The organism is Asanoa iriomotensis, assembly GCF_016862515.1.
GTDB lineage: Bacteria > Actinomycetota > Actinomycetes > Mycobacteriales > Micromonosporaceae > Asanoa > Asanoa iriomotensis.
On the sequence record NZ_BONC01000061.1, the window covers coordinates 1 to 18,794 of the forward strand.

General features: G+C 70.0%; 20 protein-coding genes. 7 read left to right on the forward strand and 13 right to left on the reverse strand.

The annotated features are described in order from the left end of the window. Positions 1-31 precede the first annotated feature (31 nt). The gene (locus tag Air01nite_RS31300) at positions 32-1,537 is read right to left on the reverse strand and encodes a glycosyltransferase family 4 protein (RefSeq protein ID WP_203706950.1); all 1,506 of its coding nucleotides are present in this window, start codon (positions 1,535-1,537) and stop codon (positions 32-34) included. 141 nt (positions 1,538-1,678) lie between these two features. Here Air01nite_RS31300 and Air01nite_RS31305 point away from each other — a divergent pair, with 141 nt between their 5' ends. Next, entirely contained in the window at positions 1,679-2,218 is a 540-nt protein-coding gene (locus Air01nite_RS31305) for a hypothetical protein (RefSeq protein WP_203706951.1), read from the forward strand. Positions 2,219-2,224: 6 nt separating this feature from the next. Here Air01nite_RS31305 and Air01nite_RS31310 read toward each other — a convergent pair whose 3' ends face one another. The 4 genes from Air01nite_RS31310 to Air01nite_RS31325 all read right to left on the reverse strand — a co-directional run bounded on the left by Air01nite_RS31310 (position 2,225) and on the right by Air01nite_RS31325 (position 6,697). Then, entirely contained in the window at positions 2,225-2,614 is a 390-nt protein-coding gene (locus Air01nite_RS31310) for a hypothetical protein (protein ID WP_203706952.1), read from the reverse strand. 22 nt (positions 2,615-2,636) lie between these two features. Beyond that, the gene (locus tag Air01nite_RS31315) at positions 2,637-4,238 is read right to left on the reverse strand and encodes an AbeC-like domain-containing protein (RefSeq protein ID WP_203706953.1); all 1,602 of its coding nucleotides are present in this window, start codon (positions 4,236-4,238) and stop codon (positions 2,637-2,639) included. Positions 4,239-4,477: 239 nt separating this feature from the next. Next, positions 4,478-5,416, reverse strand: a complete 939-nt coding sequence (locus Air01nite_RS31320) for a hypothetical protein (protein WP_203706954.1) — start codon at positions 5,414-5,416, stop codon at positions 4,478-4,480. An 84-nt stretch (positions 5,417-5,500) separates the two neighbouring features. Further along, positions 5,501-6,697: a glycosyltransferase gene (locus tag Air01nite_RS31325; protein WP_203706955.1), complete on the reverse strand. Its 1,197-nt coding sequence runs from the start codon at positions 6,695-6,697 to the stop codon at positions 5,501-5,503. Positions 6,698-6,910: 213 nt separating this feature from the next. On the opposite strand from Air01nite_RS31325, the gene Air01nite_RS31330 reads away from it, so the two are divergent. The 3 genes from Air01nite_RS31330 (at position 6,911) to Air01nite_RS31340 (ending at position 8,864) form a co-directional block, all read left to right on the forward strand. Next, a complete protein-coding gene (locus Air01nite_RS31330) occupies positions 6,911-7,876 on the forward strand; it encodes a YihY/virulence factor BrkB family protein (RefSeq protein ID WP_203706956.1) in 966 nt (321 codons plus the stop codon). A 66-nt stretch (positions 7,877-7,942) separates the two neighbouring features. Next, on the forward strand, positions 7,943-8,353 hold the full coding sequence (locus Air01nite_RS31335) for a DUF2795 domain-containing protein (RefSeq protein ID WP_203706957.1): 411 nt from the start codon (positions 7,943-7,945) through the stop codon (positions 8,351-8,353). 49 nt (positions 8,354-8,402) lie between these two features. Beyond that, positions 8,403-8,864, forward strand: coding sequence for an SRPBCC family protein (locus Air01nite_RS31340; RefSeq protein ID WP_203706958.1), 462 nt, complete (start codon positions 8,403-8,405; stop codon positions 8,862-8,864). 45 nt (positions 8,865-8,909) lie between these two features. Here the strand turns inward: Air01nite_RS31340 and Air01nite_RS31345 are convergent, their stop codons facing one another. The 4 genes from Air01nite_RS31345 to Air01nite_RS31360 are packed head-to-tail and all read right to left on the reverse strand — an operon-like array spanning position 8,910 to position 11,537. Continuing rightward, the gene (locus Air01nite_RS31345; RefSeq protein ID WP_203706959.1) at positions 8,910-9,686 is read right to left on the reverse strand and encodes an energy-coupling factor ABC transporter ATP-binding protein; all 777 of its coding nucleotides are present in this window, start codon (positions 9,684-9,686) and stop codon (positions 8,910-8,912) included. Further along, entirely contained in the window at positions 9,683-10,444 is a 762-nt protein-coding gene (gene cbiQ, locus Air01nite_RS31350; protein WP_203706960.1) for a cobalt ECF transporter T component CbiQ, read from the reverse strand. The genes Air01nite_RS31345 and cbiQ overlap by 4 nt, the downstream gene beginning before the upstream one ends. Continuing rightward, positions 10,444-10,824, reverse strand: coding sequence for a PDGLE domain-containing protein (locus Air01nite_RS31355; protein ID WP_203706961.1), 381 nt, complete (start codon positions 10,822-10,824; stop codon positions 10,444-10,446). The genes cbiQ and Air01nite_RS31355 overlap by 1 nt, the downstream gene beginning before the upstream one ends. After that, the gene (locus tag Air01nite_RS31360; RefSeq protein ID WP_203706962.1) at positions 10,821-11,537 is read right to left on the reverse strand and encodes an energy-coupling factor ABC transporter permease; all 717 of its coding nucleotides are present in this window, start codon (positions 11,535-11,537) and stop codon (positions 10,821-10,823) included. The genes Air01nite_RS31355 and Air01nite_RS31360 overlap by 4 nt, the downstream gene beginning before the upstream one ends. 225 nt (positions 11,538-11,762) lie before the next feature. Between Air01nite_RS31360 and Air01nite_RS31365 the strand changes: the two genes are divergently transcribed. Continuing rightward, positions 11,763-12,992: a glycoside hydrolase domain-containing protein gene (locus Air01nite_RS31365; protein WP_203706963.1), complete on the forward strand. Its 1,230-nt coding sequence runs from the start codon at positions 11,763-11,765 to the stop codon at positions 12,990-12,992. Here the strand turns inward: Air01nite_RS31365 and pcaD are convergent. The 3 genes from pcaD to Air01nite_RS31380 are packed head-to-tail and all read right to left on the reverse strand — an operon-like array spanning position 12,989 to position 15,915. Further along, positions 12,989-13,729, reverse strand: coding sequence for a 3-oxoadipate enol-lactonase (pcaD, locus tag Air01nite_RS31370; RefSeq protein WP_203706964.1), 741 nt, complete (start codon positions 13,727-13,729; stop codon positions 12,989-12,991). The genes Air01nite_RS31365 and pcaD overlap by 4 nt on opposite strands. A gap of 1 nt (position 13,730) precedes the next feature. Next, entirely contained in the window at positions 13,731-14,234 is a 504-nt protein-coding gene (locus Air01nite_RS31375) for a hypothetical protein (RefSeq protein ID WP_203706965.1), read from the reverse strand. Between the two features lie 40 nt (positions 14,235-14,274). Further along, a complete protein-coding gene (locus Air01nite_RS31380; protein ID WP_203706966.1) occupies positions 14,275-15,915 on the reverse strand; it encodes a RecQ family ATP-dependent DNA helicase in 1,641 nt (546 codons plus the stop codon). Positions 15,916-16,168: 253 nt separating this feature from the next. On the opposite strand from Air01nite_RS31380, the gene Air01nite_RS31385 reads away from it, so the two are divergent. Continuing rightward, positions 16,169-17,662, forward strand: a complete 1,494-nt coding sequence (locus tag Air01nite_RS31385; protein WP_203706967.1) for a glycoside hydrolase family 3 N-terminal domain-containing protein — start codon at positions 16,169-16,171, stop codon at positions 17,660-17,662. Between the two features lie 7 nt (positions 17,663-17,669). On the opposite strand, the gene Air01nite_RS31390 is transcribed toward Air01nite_RS31385, so the two are convergent. Further along, on the reverse strand, positions 17,670-18,014 hold the full coding sequence (locus Air01nite_RS31390) for a YciI family protein (RefSeq protein WP_203706968.1): 345 nt from the start codon (positions 18,012-18,014) through the stop codon (positions 17,670-17,672). A gap of 137 nt (positions 18,015-18,151) precedes the next feature. Here Air01nite_RS31390 and Air01nite_RS31395 point away from each other — a divergent pair, with 137 nt between their 5' ends. Further along, entirely contained in the window at positions 18,152-18,766 is a 615-nt protein-coding gene (locus tag Air01nite_RS31395; protein ID WP_203706969.1) for a TetR/AcrR family transcriptional regulator, read from the forward strand. Positions 18,767-18,794: the final 28 nt, after the last annotated feature.

Here is an 18,794-nt window from a genome sequence, read left to right on the forward strand (position 1 = left end):
CCAACCTACAATCGTATCTAGGCAGCGATCGTCATTCTCCGCCGTCGAGCAACCTGACGAGGTCCATACGGTTGATCGCGACCACGGCGTCGCGCAGGTCGCCAAGCCGAAGGCGAACTTCCAGCCATTCCCAGACCTGCCTGCCCTCTGGCTGGGCGAACCCAGCCTGTGCCGCCGGAGGGATTTCGAGATGATCTGCCAACGCTCCCCAATCGCCGGCGAGCCGCTGGTAGAACTCCCACTTCACTCGGCCTGAGTAGCGCGTGGTCGCGCGGCTCTGCATCGATGTTGTCGATGCCTGGGCGCTGGCCCGTTCCCCGGTCGCACGCGCCTCCGACGCCGCTGCCACGTTTACGGTGGCGTCGGCTGCAGCATTGAGGATGACGTCTGCGGCCATGGCCCACGTGCGCTTTCGTGCCATCGCTTCGCGGAGTCGTTCGGCGCGATCGAATGCGGCAGCAGGATCTCTGAGTACGCCCGCGATGGCGGCACCCCAGACTCGCGTGGTGTTGGACTGGTCGTCATCGACCGTGAGCACTACGTGTCGGGCCAGATCAGGAACAAGGTCACGGAGCAGCATGCCTAGGCCGCTGCGCGCACTCACCAGAAGCGGCGTTCCAGCTACGATCGCTTCTACTCCGACCAGGCCGAACCCTTCGGCCCGCGACGGAGCGATGACGAGTGATGCACGGTGTTGATCCTGCCGCAGCTCGGCGATGTCGATCGAGAACGGTCGGGTCGAGACGCGAAGGTCTCGGCGCGCGGCGTGGTGACGAAAGGCATCGCGAAGCTGTGCACCGGCGCCCGGCGGGACTCCCCTGAGGACAACTTCGAGCTCGGACTCGTTGGTATCGAGCTCGTCCACGGCGTATGCGATCGCTCTGGCAGCCACATCTAGGCCTTTGACGTGGGAGTCCTCGAGCCGACCGAGCAGCATGATTTGGCTTGACCTGCCTAGGTTGGTCCGTGAGACCGGACCATCGAGATCGAAGCCGGGGTCGATCTGCAACGGTGTCGGCACACCCGGAAACGGCGACAACTCCCGAAGATAAAGGTCATGCAGGCGCGGGCCGACCGCGAACGTCCGCGTCGCATCACGAGCGAGGAACCGCTCCTTCCGAAGGCGCTCCGTGGCGACTTCGCCGGCGTCGTCGGCACGATCGGGTCTGTTCCACTCGATCTCGTCCGGTGAGGTGTGGACGATGTGGAAGCGGGCAGCGCTCGGAAAGTGGTCTTTGGCCAACGCACGCGCCGCCGGACCGGTGACCCGACCGTGACCGATCACAATGTCCGGTGCCATCCCTGCTGGGAGTGGCGGGCGTCGCATCAATGCTTCTCGCTCCGACTCGCCGTACGTTGTCGGAGCGATGATCAGACGCACGCCGACGCGCCGAGCGTCGTCTTCCTCCTCGCGTGTGGCGTCGAGGACCTCGTACCAGACCTCGGCGCCGCTCCGTGCCAGAGCGATCGCGAGATTGCGGTCGAAGGTGGTGATTCCGCCCTTTGCCGAAAACCATTGAGTATCCAGCGAAAGCACCCTGACGGGGTGTCTCAAGTTTGCAAACTGACCTCCGCCCGTCATGCATTACATCGTCCCACGACGATCGTGGCTCCGGGCAGACCGCGGTTTGCGTCAACCGAGGTTGTGATGGTTGCGTTCGGACCCCACGATGGTGCCATGGATTGGGTGCCCCTGTTGAGCGCTATTGCCGGCGCTGCGATCGCTCTGTCAGGCAGTCTGCTGGCCGAGGTCCGGCGAGATCGCGGCCAGCGACGGCGCGACCGCGACCAGGAGGAATGGCAGACGTGCGTTGACTTCGGACTCGCGCTCGACTCCGCACACAGCGCGCTGCGTGACGTCGCGGCCAGCGGCGACGCGGCCGCGGCGAACAGGAGCGCGGCGAACTCGGCTGTCCACGATGCGGGCGTCTTCGCGATCCGGGAGCGGATGCTGATGTCCGCTGGCACCGATCTCGCAACTGCTGGTGAGCGTGCCTTCCTGCGAGTCGTGCAAGTGCGAAACGTCGTCCGTGAAGGCGCGACGCTCCAGTCGGCCGAGTACCACGGTGCCTACCATGCGTTCGCCGAAGCACTGTGGAGCTACCGAGTCGCCGTACGGACCGCGTTCGGTCGATCACCATTGACGCCGGCCGTGGTCGACCGAGCCTCCTGGTCGGAGGTCGAAAGCTGCGACCGGTGTTCGCTGGCCACGTCGTGACTTTCGCTACTTTCGGCGTCCCTCCGCCAGCAGCCTGGTCAGATCCGGCCGGTCGATCGCTTCGAGGGCAGCGGGAAGTTGCTCGAACATGTCTCGGCTCTCCAATGCATCCCAGAGCTGTCTGGAACCGGCAGGCCCGTCCGGGATTCCCTGGGTGGGGATGTCCAAATAGTCTGCGAGTTCGTGACAACTTGAATCCAGGCGTCGGATGAAGGCCCATTTGGTCGGACCGCTGTAGGGCGAGCGACCCCCGTCGGCGTCCGCAGCGCCCGCTTCGGTTCGACCCTCCGGCTCAGCCGTCGACTGTCCACCGTGGGTGACGGAACTGTTGTCGCCTACGACTCCGGAGATCGAGATACTTCCGCCGCCGCTGTTGTAGATGTTGTTCTCGGCCATCACCACTCCCCAGCACGGTTAGCTACGCGGACTGGGTTCCAGTCTGCACGCTACTGTGATCGCCTACCACGCCACTGACGTCGACCGTTCCCGATCCTGTGTTGATGATGCCCCGGTTGAGCACCTCGATCGAGCGCTGGCGGTACTCGGTCACGTCAACTCCGCGATCCTGCAGGAAATCCAGCACGCTGGCGAGCAACCGACGCTCAATGATCTTCCAATGCTTCCGCGAGTCGCGGAATTGGAACCAATCGTGAGTGTGTATGTCCGCGCCAAGCTCCCGGACACTGAGCTTTGCCCCGACGTCGAGGCCACGCCGTACCGCGCGAGACCGCCCAGGAAGCCCAATGAGTACAGCCGTGCTGTATCTGGCGAGGCGCCAGAGATCGAAGGGACTGCGAACGAGATAGGACGGAAAATGCCAGGCCGAGCGAGCAGCGCTGACGATTGCGTGCTTCAGCCCGATCTTGCCGGACTCGTCGAACACGTGATACTGGGCTCTGGTCGGGGGGAGAACGCACGTCGAGAACTCGATGTAGAGACTCTTGCCCTGCAGCGAGATGTGGATGAAGACGATCGTGTAGATCTCTCCGCCCCAGGATGAGACTTCGCAGGCCAGGTGGTGGCGCAGCGGCAGGCTGGGGTTGGCGATAGATCGACCCACGATGAACTTGTCGTCTAGATCAGGAATCCATTCGCTCTCGATCCCGGGCACGAAGACGCGATGACGCACGCGGAGTCCGGGTAGGCGAAGTTCCTCGTCCTTCTCGTCGCGAAGTGCCAGCAGCCGCTCCTCCAGGTATCCGATCAGCTGACCGGTCTTGAAGGGCGGCTCGTCGAACTCCCGTTCTCGCTCGGAGCGTTGGGTCTCCGCCGTCAGGTCGTCCAGGTTGTCGTCCAACGATGGACGTGGTGCCTTCTTGCCGCTCAGCCTGTCCGCAACTGAGCCGAACGCCGTCGCGAGGTCGTCGGGCGCCACGACCAGGCGTTGTGCAAACGACCAGGTGGCCAGTTGATATCCACTGCCGATGAAGGGATACGGCCCGGAGTAGACCGTTACCGTGTGATGCTGCTCCATGTCGAGATGCCGGAGCCGCCCTGATGGAATGGGGCCATGGCCCACGTGTCGCAATCGCGATAGGAAGGTCGCCTGCAGTAGGGCGGTCCCGACCACGATACCGACGATCGCAGTCAGTAGCAGCAAGCACGGCACCAACTGTGCACGCAACTCCGCCGCGCCTACTTCGCCCCCCCGCCGCGACAACCGAATGCCGTATGCAACCGCGGCAGCGAGGACGACCGCGACCAAACTGTTCGTCGCCCACTTGCGGCGATACTCGAGCTGTTGGTAAAACTCCGGTGGATTCGGCTTGAACAATGACTGCACGAACTGCCCGGTGATACGCAGTCGTATCCCAATGAGCCACCAGATGAGCATCGCCACGGAGGCGAGCGATGCGGCGAACGGAGTCACGGCCGCCGCCACGATGATCGCTCCCAGCAGGAGCGTGCCGCGAGCCGTGCTCAGCCACCATGCCGTCCGGACATTTCGCAGCACCGTTATGAGATCGAACCCGTACGAAGGCGCGGCCCAGCGACGACGCTGCGCAAAGATGTCCGCCATAACGCGGTCACGGTAGTTGTCGTCAAGGTAGGCCGCTGCGCAAAGGTGCCGGGTGGCATTGTGCCGGCGTAGGTCCCAAGGTCGGCGACGTGGTCATTGGTGCCACCGGTCGAGCGGCCGCGAAACGCGTGCGCGACGCGGGCCCGTATCGATTCCCTCAGCACGGCAGCCATTCGGCGACGGTATCGGAGCGCGTACGTTGTGTCATTCATCTATCCGGACAGTTGGCTGAGGTCCCGTCAGCGGGACAGGCGTACGCCAACGCGGAGGCCGTCGAGACCGCCGGGGATGCGCCCGGCCAGATACCGGAGTCCCTGGACCACCGGGGTGTAGCCGTGCTCGAGGGCGCCCGTCTTGAGCAATTGCTCGCCGGTCGCCCATCGGACAGAGGGCGACAGCGAGAGGCGGGTGCGCGTCGATTGGAACTCCCAGAAGTGGATTTCGTGAGCGGTCACCACGCCTCGGTCGGCCGGAACCGCTGTCACGACTGTCCGCTCGAGCTTGAAGAGCTTGTCGGTGTCTGGGTCGAAACGGAACGCCGGAAGGTGAGCTTCGAGTTCTCGTATGGCGGCGGCCTTCATGCTGTTGTCGATGCGAAGTCGTTGCCCGCCGAGCGGTCGGTACTCGCGTTCTTCAGCGTCGAAATGCATGAGGTACCGGACATGCTTGCGGCCCAACTGGGCCTTGGCGATGATCAACGAGATGGGAACGCGCCGGATCGCCGGGGCCTCGTCAAGTGCTTCGTGTCGCTCGTTCTCCGCGAGCCACAGGAACTGGGCTGCCCGCGTCGCCATGGTGCCCGTGAGGGGCGGTTCTGTAATCGACCGGTCGCGCCAGCTCTTGAGCATCGGCAGTCCCGCGTCGATGTGTTCGGCCATGCTGGCGAGAAATAGGGCGCCGGTCTCCGTGCCGGTGCGAAAGGAATGCTCGCCGTCCTCCTCGCGGGGCGGCTCGATCGCACCCATCGCCTCAAGAACCGCCAGTACCCCCCACGCCAGCGACTCGCCATGCAGCTGGTCGATACCCGCCTCCCGCGCTAGCCGAGCAGCCGTTGACCGATCCTCGTCAAGCCCCGGGACCGCGCGAACCAGCGCCGCAACGAGCGCGCGTATCGCCTGCCAAGGAACCGCGCGAGCCCGGCCAGTCGGGGATGGTTCGTCCAAGTCTCCGTCAGCCATGCGCGAACCTCCAGGTACTGGCGTTCTGGTTCGAGGCTACGGTGAGTGTCGCTGGGAGTCTATGTAGGACGATGAACGAGATCGTCAGGCGACGGCGCCGCTCGGGCGGGTGCGGATGGTGGCCAGAGCCGTGTAGACCGAGGACAGCTGCGCGGCCACGCGCTTCCACGAATAGACCTGGCGGGCGCGGTCGATGGCCGCTGTGGCGTAGGCCAGGTGGCGGACCGGGTCTCCGAGCAGTCGCCGGATCGCCGTCCCAAGGGCCCGCGCGTCGCGCGGTGCCACCAGGTCGCCCGTCAAGCCCTCCACCACCGTCTCCGCGATGCCACCCACCGCCGTGCCGACCACCGGCACGCCGCAGGCCATCGCCTCCAGCGGGCTCAGGCCCAGTGGCTCGTACCAAGGTGCGGCGACCAGCAAATCCGCCGACCGGTACCACGCGGGCATCTCGTCGCGGGGCACCCGGCCCACCAGGTGGAGCCGGTCGGCCACGTCGAAGCGGTCCGCCAGTTCCCGCAGCGAGCGCGCCCCGGGGTCGTCGGCGAGCGACGCCGCCTCCGGTCCGCCGACCACGACGCACTCCGCGTCGGGGACGAGGCGCAGCGCGGAGATCAGCTCCTGGTGGCCCTTGCGCGGGGTCAGCGCGCCCACCGACAGCAGCCGCCGCCGTGGGCCGCGTTCGACCGCCGGGCCGTCCGGGTTGAAGAGCTCGTCGTCGACGCCGCCGGGGATCAGCACCAGGCGCGACCGTGGCACGCCCATCCGGACCAGTTCCCGCAGCTCGTCCTGGCTCTGCGCGACCACCTGGTCGACCGCCCGGCCGAGCACCCGCTCGTAACCCGTCCGCTGCGGCGGCCCGCTGAACACGTCGTTGCGCCGGGCCGCGATGGCCAGCTCGTGGTAGGACTGCACGACCGGCACCCCGGTCTGCCGCCCCGCCGTCACCGCGGCCAGCCCGCTGGTCCAGAAGTGGGCGTGCGCCACCGCGGGCGTCCAGTCGTCGCCGCGCCAGCGGTCGACGAGCCACCGCGAGAAATCCTTCGTGTACGGGAGCAGCTCGCCGTCCGAGAGCGGCCGGGCTGGGCCGGCGGGCACCCGGAGCACGGAAACGCCGCCGAAGGTCGACGGGCCGGCGGACTCGCTCACCTGACGCGTGTAGACCCGGACGTCATGGCCGGCGGCCGCGAGCGCGGTCGACAGGTCGCCGACGTACGCACCGCGACCGCCGCTCGCCGCCCCGTCGGACGGGTCCGCGTGCTCGGAGATCATCGCGATGCGCATGCGTTCATCCTCCCGCGCCGAACCGGCGTACCCGTGCAAGTCTGGTCCTTCCCGGCGATTCCGCCCGGTGACATCAACCTCACCAGGGCTCAGTGGTTTCCGGTCGCCGACGCGCTAAACATCACCAGCACCGCATGCACCATGCTTCACCGGTACGTTTGCCGCACGACAACAGTGGGTACGAACGCCGCGCTGACGGTGAAGGGCGGACGCATGGCTACCACGGCCGGTCTCGACTTCGACCCCGCTGCTCTGCCCAAGCGGGTCCGGCAGCTCAACTGGCGCACCTGGCGCGGCGTGCTGGTCCGCGCCGGCAAGGGCTTCGTCAAGGACAACTGCTCCGACTGGGCGGCCAGCCTGACCTACTACTCGGTGCTCGCGCTGTTCCCGTCGGCGATCGTGGTGGTCGCGCTGGTCAACATCGTGTCGAAGGGCGACCAGACGGTCGACACCGTGGTCGGGCTGCTGCGCGACATGGGCGCCGCGTCGCTGGTCGACAACGACGGCGTGGTCGAGGCGATCAAAGAGGTGGTCGGCCAGAAGAGCTCGGCGGGCGTGCTGCTCAGCTTCGGTCTGCTGACCGCGATCTGGTCGGCCTCCGGCTACGTCGGCGGCTTCACCCGGGCGTCCAACGCGATCTACGGGGTCGAGGAGGGCCGGCCGTTCTGGAAGCTGGGCCCGCTGCAGATCCTGCTCACCATCGCGTCGCTCGTGCTGCTGGCCCTGGTGGCCCTCGGGCTCATCGTCAGCGGGCCGGTGACCACCGTGCTCGGCGAGCGGCTCGGCCTGGGTGAGGCCCCCCGGCTGGCCTGGACGGTCGCGAAATGGCCGGTGCTCGTGCTGATCGCGATGCTGCTGCTCGCGATGCTGTTCTGGATCGCGCCCAACGTCCGCCAGCCGCGGTTCCGCTGGCTGACCGTCGGCGGCTTCGTCGCGCTGCTGGCGACCGGGCTGGCCTCGTTCGGCTTCGGTGTCTACGTGGCCAACTTCGGCTCGTACAACAAGACGTACGGCAGTCTCGGCGCGGTCATCGCGTTCCTGGTCTGGATCTACCTGGTCAACTCCGCGGTGCTGTTCGGCGTCGAGGTCAACGCGGAGGTCCAGCGCGGCCGGGAGTTGCAGGCCGGCGCCGAGAAGGTCGACGACCCGGTGCTGCCGCCACGGTCACCGGCCGACTGAGCCCGGTGGGGCGGTTGGTGCCACTGCTCCGGTTTAGCCGCCGGAGCCCGGGGTAGGCCAAAACGCATGGAACGGGGCAACGCGAAGCACAGTCCTCGTGTCGACGACGAGCTCGCGCACGAGGTCGACGGGATCGTGAAGGGCACCGCCGGCGGGCGGGCCGAGGAGTTCCGCGAGGCCGAACCGGCCGGCGAGGACCAACCCTCGGCCAGCATCTCGCCCGAGGGCGACGACCGCGGCGGCGTGCCGCAGGGCATGACGCCCGAAGAGGTCGAGCTGCGCAGCCGGTTCGGCCGGTACATCAACCGGTCGGCGCTGCCGGGTGACCGGGACCGCCTGAAGGCGGACGCGCAGCGCAACGAGGCGCCCGACGACGTGCTCGCCGAGATCGACCGGCTCCCGACCGGGGTCCGGTTCCAGACGGTGTCCGAGGCCTGGGCCGCGCTCGGACACCACAACGAGACACGACGCTGGTGACCGCCGGGCCCGGGCACGGTCATCGGCCGACGAGGAGGTATCAAGCCACATGGGTGGCGTGACCAAGTCCGTCGACGTCGCGGTGCCGGTGCGCACCGCGTACAACCAATGGACCCAGTTCGAGGAGTTCCCCCGCTTCATGGAGGGGGTCCAGGAGGTCCGGCAGCTCGACGACCGCACCACGCACTGGCTGACCGAGATCGCCGGTGTGAAGCGGGAGTTCGACGCCCGGATCACCGAACAGCTGCCGGACGAGCGGGTCGCCTGGACCTCCGTGGGCGGCACGAAGCAGTCCGGAGTGGTGACGTTCCACCGGCTCGACGCCGAACACACGCGGGTGACCGCGCAGATGGAGTACGAGCCGGACGGCATGCTCGAGAAGGCCGGCGAGAAGCTGCACGTGGTCGACCGCCGGATCGAGGGTGACCTCAAGAGGTTCAAGCAGTTCATCGAGAGCCGCGGCACCGAGACCGGCGCCTGGCGCGGTGAAGTGAACCGGCCGATCCCGTGACGCACGGAAACGGCGAGGAGCCCGCCTTTCGGGGCGGGCTCCTCCTCATGTTCGCAGTTGTCCGGCCGCGAACGCCGGGTCGAAGCCGAACGGCAGCTCGAGCCGGTGGCCGCGCATCAGCTCAGGATCGGAGAGCAGGTCCACCGTCTTACCGTCGGCGGCGATCCGGCCCTGGTCGAGGATGACCGAGCGGGGGCACAGCTCCAGCGCGTACGGCAGGTCGTGGGTGACCATCAGCACCGTGACCGGCAGCGACCGCAGGATCTCCGCCAGCTCCCGCCGGCTCGCCGGGTCCAGGTTGGACGACGGTTCGTCCAGCACCAGGATCTCCGGCCGCATCGCGAGCACGGTCGCCACCGCGACCCGGCGCCGCTGACCGAACGACAGGTGGTGCGGCACCTGGTCGCGGTGCGCGGCCATGTCGACGGCGGCCAGGGCCTCGTCGACCCGTTCCTGGAGCTCGGCGCCGCGCAGCCCGAGGTTGGCCGGGCCGAACGCGACGTCCTCGGCCACGGTCGGCATGAAGAGCTGGTCGTCGGGGTCCTGGAAGACGATCCCGACCCGGCGGCGGATCTCGGCGATGGCGGCCCGGTCGCCCGGGTCGACGGTCAGCCCGGCCACGTCGACGGTCCCGGAGCCCGAGCCCGACCCCGGGTGCAGGATCCCGTTGAGGTGCAGCACGAGGGTGGTCTTGCCGGCGCCGTTGGGGCCGAGCAGCGCGACCCGCTCGCCGGCGCCGACGGTCAGGTCGACACCGTGCAGCACCTCGCGCCCGTCGGGATAGGCGAAGTGGAGATCTGAGACGGTCAGCGAGGCGGTCATAGGATCACCGCCGCCAGCGCGATGATGCCGGCCGCGACCGGCAGGGCGGCCGAGCGGGCCCAGTCGGCCGTCGTCGCGCCCGGGCCGTCAGGGCGGGGGAGCCGGCCGCCGTAACCGCGGGCCACCATCGCGAGGTAGACGCGCTCGCCGCGTTCGTACGACCGGATGAACAGCGCGCCGACGCCCACGGCGAATGCCTTGACCTGCCAGAGGAAGCGCGGGTCGTAGCCGCGCGAGAGTCGCGCCACGCGCATGCGACGGGCGTCGTCGAAGAGGATGTCGAGGTATCGAAGCATGAAGGTCGCGATCTGGGTGAAGACCTGCGGGCAGCGTAGCCGGTCCAGGCCGAGGATCAGGTCACGGGTCGTGGTGGTGGCGGCCAGCAGCAGCGAGGCGAGCACGCCCAGCGTGCCCTTGGCGAAGATGTTCCACGCGCCGTGCAGGCCGTCGATCGACAGCGACATGCCGAGCCACTCGGTCCGCTCGCCGTGCCCCGCGAAGGGCAGGGCGACGGCGAGCAGGACGAACGGCAGCTCGATCGTCGCCCGCTTGGCCAGCCACAGCGGCGGGACCTTGGCGAGGACCAGCACCCCGACGAGCAGCAGGAGGTAGCCGGCGAAGGCCACGAACTTCTCGCGGGGGGTGATCACGACGACGATGGTGAACAGCAGTGTTGCCACGATCTTCACCTCGGCCGGCAGCCGGTGGATCCGGCTGTCGTGGTCGAGGTGGAGCGGGTGGGCGTGTCCCGCGCCCATCAGGCGCTCGCGCTCCCCGCGGCCGAGTCGGACTTCTGCTCGTGGTGGCCACGCCGCCTCACCAGCCAGAACACGCCGCCACCGATCGCGAAGGTGACCGCGACGCCCAGCACGCCGGACAGGCCCGTCGACAGGAACTCGTTGTCGATGCCCTTGATGCCGTAGTCCGCCAGGGGGCTGTCCTTGAGCTGGTGGTCCTGCTCCTGCTGGAGCATGCAGGTGCCGCCGGTGATGTTGTCGTCGGCGTCGAACGTGCAACCCTGGCGCGCGGTGGCGTCGAGGCCGTCCGGGCTCGACGAGGCGAAGCTCGACACCACGCCCGCGAGCAGGGCGGCGACCAGCAGGCCGCCCGCGATGAACCAGCCGAGCCGCTTCTTCATGCCTGCACTCCAACCGTCTTCGTGGCGGGCGTGACCGCGGGCCGGGCGTTGCGGAACCGGCGCAGCGCGTACACCAGATCGGGCCGGACACGGGCGACCGTCGCGACCGTGACCGCCGCGATCAGGCCTTCGCCGATGCCGATCAGGATGTGCGCCCCGGCCATCGAGCCGGCGATCGTGGCCAGCGAGAGCTGGGTCGTGCCGCCCAGCGCGTACTCGAGGACGAACGCCTGCGACGCGACGACCACGCTGACGATCGAGGCGATGAACGTGGTGACCGCGACCCCGCGCGGGGTCTTCGGCAGGAGCCGCAGCAGCCCGGCGACCAGCAAATAACCGGCCGCGGTGCCGATCACCGCCATGTTGGTGATGTTGAGACCGAGCGCGGTCAGGCCGCCGTCGGCGAAGAGCAGGCACTGGATGATCAGCACGGTCGAGACGCAGAGCGCGCCGACCCACGGGCCGACCAGCACCACCGCGAGCGTGCCGCCGAGCAGGTGGCCGGAGACGCCGGGCAGCACCTGGAAGTTGAGCATCTGTACCGCGAAGATGAACGCCGCGACGAGGCCGGCCATCGGGGCCAGCCGGTCGTCGAGATCGGCGCGTCCGCGCCACACGCAGATCGCCAGCGCCGCCGCCGCGACGGCGGCGGCGACCGCCGACACCTGGGCGTTGACGATGCCGTTGGCGATGTGCATCGCCACACCGTTCATTGGACCCCTCCCCGAAAGGCGACCGAGCCGCCGTGCCGCCGGTAGCATATTGCGCCGATCCGGTTATTGCATAGTGTTGGCAACAAGAGTTGATCACCGGAAATCCACAGTTCACACGCCGGACGAACGCGCGTACCACCTCGTATCTATCGCCATCCATGGATATGTGGTAGAAATCTTCAAGCTCTACCACCTGTTCGCAGAAAACCTTCGAGGAGTACGCCCATGCGCAGGACCCTGGCTCGGGTGGTGGGGTTGGTCGTCGCGGCCGCGGCGTCCGTCGTCGTGCCGGCGCCGGGTGTCGCGTCGGCGGCCGTGGCGCCACAGCCCGGGACGTTTGTGGGGCGCGGGTTCGACACCTGCGCGGCGCCCTCGCAGGCCGCGATGAACGCGTGGCGGGCCAGTTCGCCCTACCGGGCCGTCGGCATCTACATCAGCGGTGCCAGCCGGTCGTGCGCGCAGCCCAACCTGACCGCGACCTGGGTCGCCAACCAGGTGGCCAACGGCTGGCGGCTCATCCCGATCGAGCTGGGCTACCAGGCGCCGTGCGGCACGCGTACGCCGAAGATGTCCGCGAACCCGGCCACCGCGCGGACGCAGGGCGGCACGGCCGCGGACTCCGCCGTCAGCGCGGCTCAGGCCCTGGGCATCGGTGCCGGGAGCACGCTCTACAACGACGTGGAGCACTATCCGACCACCGCGTCCTGCAAGGCTGCGGTGCTGTCGTTCCTGTCGGGCTGGACGCAGCGGCTGCACGCGCGCGGCTATCTCGCCGGGGTCTACTCGAGCGGGTCCTCCGGCATCCGCGACGTCTGCGACGCCTACGACGACCCGGCGTACACGCGGCTCGACCAGATCTGGATCGCCTGGTGGAACGGTGTCGCGGACACCGACGCCGGCAGCTACTGCCCGGACGACCACTACGCCGACCACCAGCGGCTGCACCAGTACGCGGGTGAGGTCACCGAGACCTGGGGCGGCGTGACGATCCGGATCGACCGCAACTACCTCGACGTGAGCAACGCCGCCGGTCCGCCGCCGGGCGAGGAGTGGAGCGTCACGCTCGACAACGCGTCGGCGGGCTTCACGGCCAGTGCCAACTGGGGCACGTCAGCCTTCTCGGCGCAGCGGTTCGGCGCCGACTACCGGTTCGCCGGCCCGGTCTCGGCGAGCGACGTCGCCTGGTACGCGGCGACCACACCGGCGACCGACACGTACGCGGTCGACGTCTGGTATCCGGCGGACGCGGGCTACAACAACCAGACCCCGTACGTCGTGGCGACGACGACCGGCAACCAGTCGGTGACCGTCAACCAGCGCACCGGCGGCGGGCAGTGGGTGTCGCTCGGCGTGTTCACCCTGGCCGGCGGCGCGGGCAACAAGGTCGGCGTGAGTCGCTGGACCAGCGGCACGGGCTATGTCATCGCGGACGCGGTGCGGCTCACCCGCCTCTAGGCGAAGTGGTCCTGGAGCAGGCCGGTGACGTGGTCGGGCCGCTCGACGTTGGCCAGGTGGGCGGCGCCGGGGATCACCACCATGGCGGCGCCGACTCCGTCCACAATGGTCTGGGCGTGCGCCGGCGGCGTCGCCGGGTCCGCGTCGCCGGCGATCACCAGGGTCGGCGCGGTGATCCAGCCCAGCACCGGACGCAGATCCATCGCCGCGATCGCCTCGCAGCATGACGCGTAGCCGTCCGGGTCGATCGCGACCAGCGCCTTGCTGAACGCCGCCGCATCGTCCGCCGGGAACACCGGCGTGAACCACCGGGCCACCACGGCGTCGGCGATCGCGGCCATCCCGGCCGATCGCACGGTCGCCGCGCGGTCGTGCCAGCCGGACGCCGGTGGCAGATGGGCCGACGTGCACAGCAGGGCCAGCCGGTCGATCCGGTCCGGTGCGTGTGCGGCCAGCCACATGCCGACCATGCCGCCGAGCGACAGCCCCGCGTAGTGCACCCGGTCGAGCCCGAGGTGGTCGAGCAGCCCGAGCACGTCCCGGCCCAGATCCTCGATGGCATAAGGGCCGGGCGGCACCGGCGACGCGCCGTGTCCACGATGGTCGTACGCGACGACGCGGAAGTCCGCACTCAACGAAGCGACCTGCGGTGCCCACATCGCACGCGTGGTGCCGAGCGAGCTGCCCAGCACCACGACCGGCGCCGAGGCCGGCCCGACCGCCTCGTAGGCGAGCATGTCAGTCGTTGAGCACCGCGGCGAGCCGGTCACGGAACGCGCGCTCCGTGTCGGTGACCACGTCGCCGCCCACGCCCAGGATGCCGCCCGACGGTGCCGCCGTGACGACCTGCTCCGCGATCGTCACCAGCCAGTGCTTGTAGGCGCCGGCCTCACCTTCGCTGGCCTTGGCGGTCAGCAGCTGGGCGGCCTCGCCGGCCCGGGTCAGGACGTCGGAGGCGTACGCGGCCGGGTCAGCCGGCTCGATGGCCGGCAGCTCCTCGCCCGCCTCCGGGTCGCCGACGCGGTTGACCAGCTCACCGGCCACGGCCGTGACCAGCGGGCTCGGCGACTCGCGGCCCTCGGCGATCGCCTCCAGGCCGGCGTGGTTCTCGGCCAGCGTGCGGCGGGTGCCGTCGTGCTCGGCCGCGCTCGCGGCGGTCAGCACCGACTGCGGCAGGCCAACCAGCAGGCCCCACTCGGCGTCGGAGAACCCGAACTCGGTGAACACGGGAGAGTCAGTCACGATTGTGCAACCTTCCAGTCGAAAACCAACGACAGCGTAGTCAACGCGGCTCGGCCACCAGCAGGCCCTGTTCCGAGACCACCGGCACCGACAGGGTTTTGTAGCCCACCTCGTCGAAGAGCACCGTCATCCGGTCGTCCTCGTAGCCCATCACCATGCCGGGGCCCCACTCGGCGTGCCGGACCGTGGTGTGGACCGGGAACGGACCCACGGCGCCGTTGTCCGGCGTGCCGCGACCCGCCACGCAGTTGTCGCAGTGGCCGCAGACGTGGTTCATCTTCTCGCCGAAGTACGCCAGCAGCGCCTGGCCGCGGCAGCCGCGCGCCTCCGCGTACCCGCGCATCATGTCGGTCCGCGACCGCTGCAGGCTCTGCTGCCGCTCGGCCTCGGCCACGGCGAGCGCGGCGACCTCCGCCGGCTGCGGCGCGTACCGCGGGCTCGCGACCTTGCCGCCCGATCGGGTGACCGCGCCGCCGACCTGCTCCAGCAGGGCGACGAGCTGGCCGAGCTTGCGGGCGCCGAGCCCGGTGCGGTCCCGCAGCGCCGCCTTGGTCAGCGGCCCGTCGGCGCGCAGCACCGCGGCCAGGTCGCGCAGCTCGTCGCTGCCCGGGGCCGCGCCCGTGAAGAAGCGCTGCAGCCCTTCGTCCTCGGCCCGCCAGAGCAGCAGGGTGCGGGCGGGCAGGCCGTCGCGCCCGGCGCGGCCGATCTCCTGCAGGTAGCTGTCCGGCGAGTCGGGCAGCGCGACGTGCGCCACCCAGCGGATGTTCGGCTTGTCGATGCCCATGCCGAACGCGGACGTGGCCACCATGATCGGCACCTTGTCGGCGAGGAACTCCTCGTGCAGCTTCTCGCGGGCGCCGGCCGCCATGCCGCCGTGGTAGTGCGCCGCCTCGTGGCCCGCCGCGCGCAGCCGCCCGGCCAATTCCTCCGCACCCCGCCGCGTGGGCACGTAGACGATCCCCGGGGTCTCACCTTCGGCCAGCAGCGCCTGCAGCCGCCGCCACCGGTAGTCCTCGGTCGGGCAGTTGTTGGCCTCCAGGAACAGGTTGGGCCGGTCGAGCCCGGTCACCATCACCTTGGGCCGCTCGAGACCGAGCCGGGCGACGATGTCGTCGCGGACGGGCGGTGAGGCGGTCGCGGTCAGCGCCACCACCGGCGGCCGGCCGAGCGCCCGCACCACGTGCCCGAGCGCCAGGTAGTCGGGCCGGAAGTCGTGTCCCCAGGCCGAGATGCAGTGCGCCTCGTCGACGGCGACCAGCGACGGCTTGAGCTTCTTGACCTCGGCGAGCCGATCGGGGTCGGCGAGCTGCTCCGGCGTGATGAACAGGAACTCGGCGTGCCCGTCGCGCAGGGCGGCGAGGGCGGCCTGCTGCTGCTTGGGTGTCTCGGCCGAGGAGATCCGCACCGCCTTGAGGTTGGCGGAGCCGCGCCGTTCCAGGCCGCCGATCTGGTCCTGCTGCAGCGCGAGCAGCGGGGAGATCACCACGGTCGGGCCGGCGAGCTGGGTCGCCGGCACCTGGTAGAGCGCCGACTTGCCGGCGCCGGTGGGCATGACGGCGAGCACGTCATGGCCGCGCAGGATCGCGCGCATCGCGTCGAGCTGGCCGGGGCGCAGGGTCTTCCAACCGAAGAGCGTGCGGGCGGCCCGGCGCAGCCGCAGGGAGGTTATGGGTGACTTCATCGCCGAGCCGCGTTACCCGGGGCGGGGTGCACCGAAACGGCTATTTGAAGATCCGGCGGATCGCGTAGACGAGCACGAGCGTGCCGATGACGGCACCGAAGATCTGGACTCCGGGTACGTCGTACCAACTCACGTTCTCCGCCGCCATGCCGGCACTGTAGCGCCGCCGACAACTGGAAGGTTTGTTGACTATTTCCGGGACGGGTGTGACCATTTCGAGGACCGAGGCCTTGATTAACGGGGGGATGCGCTGATGACCGAGCCTGGCGGCGAACTGCTGCGGCTGGCCGCGACCGTTCTGCAGCCCGGGTTCGTGGGCACCGCGCCGCCCGACTGGGTGCGCCGGTGGTTGGGGGAGGGCCTCGGCGGCGTGGCGCTGTTCGCCCGCAACGTCCGCGACCCCCGGCAGGTGGCGGAGCTGACCGCGGCGCTGCGCGCGGAGCGGACCGACGTCCTCGTCGCGATCGACGAGGAGGCCGGCGACGTCACCCGGTTCGAGTCCCGCACCGGCAGCTCGCGGCCGGGCAACCTGGCCCTGGGCGCGGTCGACGACGTGGCGCTGACCGAGGAGGTCGCCCACGACCTGGGCCGTGAGCTGGCCGCGGCGGGCGTCAACCTCGACTACGCGCCGGACGCCGACGTCAACAACAACCCCGACAACCCGGTCATCGGCGTACGCAGCTTCGGCGCCGACCCGGCCCTCGTCGCCCGCCACACGGGTGCGTGGGTCACGGGCCTGCAGGCGGCCGGCGTGGCGGCCTGTGCCAAGCACTTCCCCGGCCACGGCGACACGGCCGTCGACTCGCACCACGACCTGCCGCGGATCCCGCGCGACCGGGCCGGCCTGGACGCGCTGGAGCTCCTGCCGTTCCGGGCCGCGATCGCCGCCGGCGTGCACGCGGTGATGACCGGCCACCTGCTGGTCCCGGCCATCGACCCGACGCTGCCCGCCACGGTGAGCCGCTCGGTCCTCACCGGACTTCTCCGCGACGAGCTGGGCTTCGAGGGCGCGGTGATCACCGACGCCATGGAGATGCGCGCGGTGGTCGACCGCTTCGGTTTCGAGGACGGCGTCGTCGCCGCGCTGGCGGCCGGCGCCGACGCGATCTGCGTGGGCGGCGAGCACGCCGACGAGGGCACGGCGTCACGCCTGCGGACGGCGATCGCCGGCGCGGTGGTCGCGGGGCAGCTGGCGGAGGAGCGCCTGGTGGAGGCGGCGAAGCGGGTGGAACACCTGGCGGCCTGGGCGGCCACGGCCCGCGCGGCGTCGGCACCGGGCTCGTGGCACGGGCCCGACGGTTCCCCGGTCGGCCTGGCCGCGGCCCGCCGCGCGGTGAAGGTCGCCGGCACGGCGCCGGCCCTGCCGCTGGCGGCACCGCCCCACGTCGTCGAGCTGTCCCCACCGGCCAACATCGCGGCGGGCACGGACACCCCGTGGGGCCTGGCCGCACCGCTGGCCGCGCTCCTGCCGGGCACCACCGCGGTCCGCCTGACGGAGGCGGACGCCGCCGACGCGTCCACAGTGGTCGCACCGGCGGCCGGCCGCCCCCTCGTCCTGGTGGTCCGCGACCTGCACCGTCATGCTTGGATGTCGGCGCTGGTCCAAGCGGCCCTGACCGCCCGCCCCGACGCGGTGGTGGTCGAGCTGGGCGTCCCCGTCACCGTCACCGGCGCGACCCACATCGCCACCCACGGCGCCACCCGCTCGAGCGGCCTGGCCGCCGCGGAACTCCTCGCCGGGCGATAGAGCGCGCTCAGCCCCGACGGAAGCGCCGGACCTCCTGCGGCCAGCCGCAGGCGACCGCGATCTTCGCCGCCCACAACCGGGCCGCGGCCTCGTCGGGTACGTCCACCACGGCGAAGCCGCCGAGGTGCTCCTTGGACTCGACGAACGGTCCGTCGGTGAACAGGGGCGTGCCGCTGGACGCGTCGACGCTGAACACCGGGGCGGCGTCGTCCAGGCCGCCGGTGAAGACGAAGACCTCCGCGGCCTTCATCTCCGCGACCAGCGCTCTGACCGCCACGGACTTCGCCCGCAGCTCCTCGTCTGTGTGGTCGGGCACCCACTCGTCGTTGAAAGCGATGAGGTACTCCGTCATGTCTCCTCCTTACGCGGGTGGGCACCGTGCGTCCACCCGTCACCGTCTCCACGAACGCCCCGCCCCGGATCCGACAGGCCCGGCCGGAAATTCTGAAGACCTGGCGGAGTGAGCACTCACTCCGTTAGGGTGGGTGCATGACCGAGACCGAGACCCGGCGGCGGGCGCCGGGGATGAGCCCCGAGCAGCGCCGCGAGGCTGTGGTGCGGGCCGCGCTGCCGTTGGTGGCCGAGCACGGTGCCGCGGTGACCACCGCGCAGATCGCCCGGGCCGCCGGCATCGGCGAGGCGACGATCTTCCGCGTCTTCGACGACAAGCAGGCGGTCCTCGAAGCGGTCGTGGCCGCCGCCCTCGATCCTTCCGTCGTGCTCCAGGAGTTGCGGTCGATCTCGCTGGACCAGCCGCTGGCGGTCCGCCTGGTCGACGCCGCCGACGCGCTGGAGGCCCACTTCGCCCGCGTCGGATCCGTGCTGGGCGCACTGCACGCGACCGGGCACACCGGCCACCGCCGCCCGGCCCCCGCGGCCGCGGCCGCTGATCGGGAGCGGTCGGTCAGCGCCACCTTCGAGGCGGTCACCGAGATCATCGAGCCCGACAAGGACCGCCTGCGCCTGCCGGTCGAGACGCTGACCAACGCGTTCCTGGGCCTGCTCTTCCCGGCCCGCGTCGGCGGCCAGAGCGGCCCGCGCACGGTCGCGATCGAAGACCTGGTCGACGTCTTCCTCTACGGCGCCGTCAAGCCCGAGAGCTAGACGACCTATTCCAGGGGATCCGTGCTAT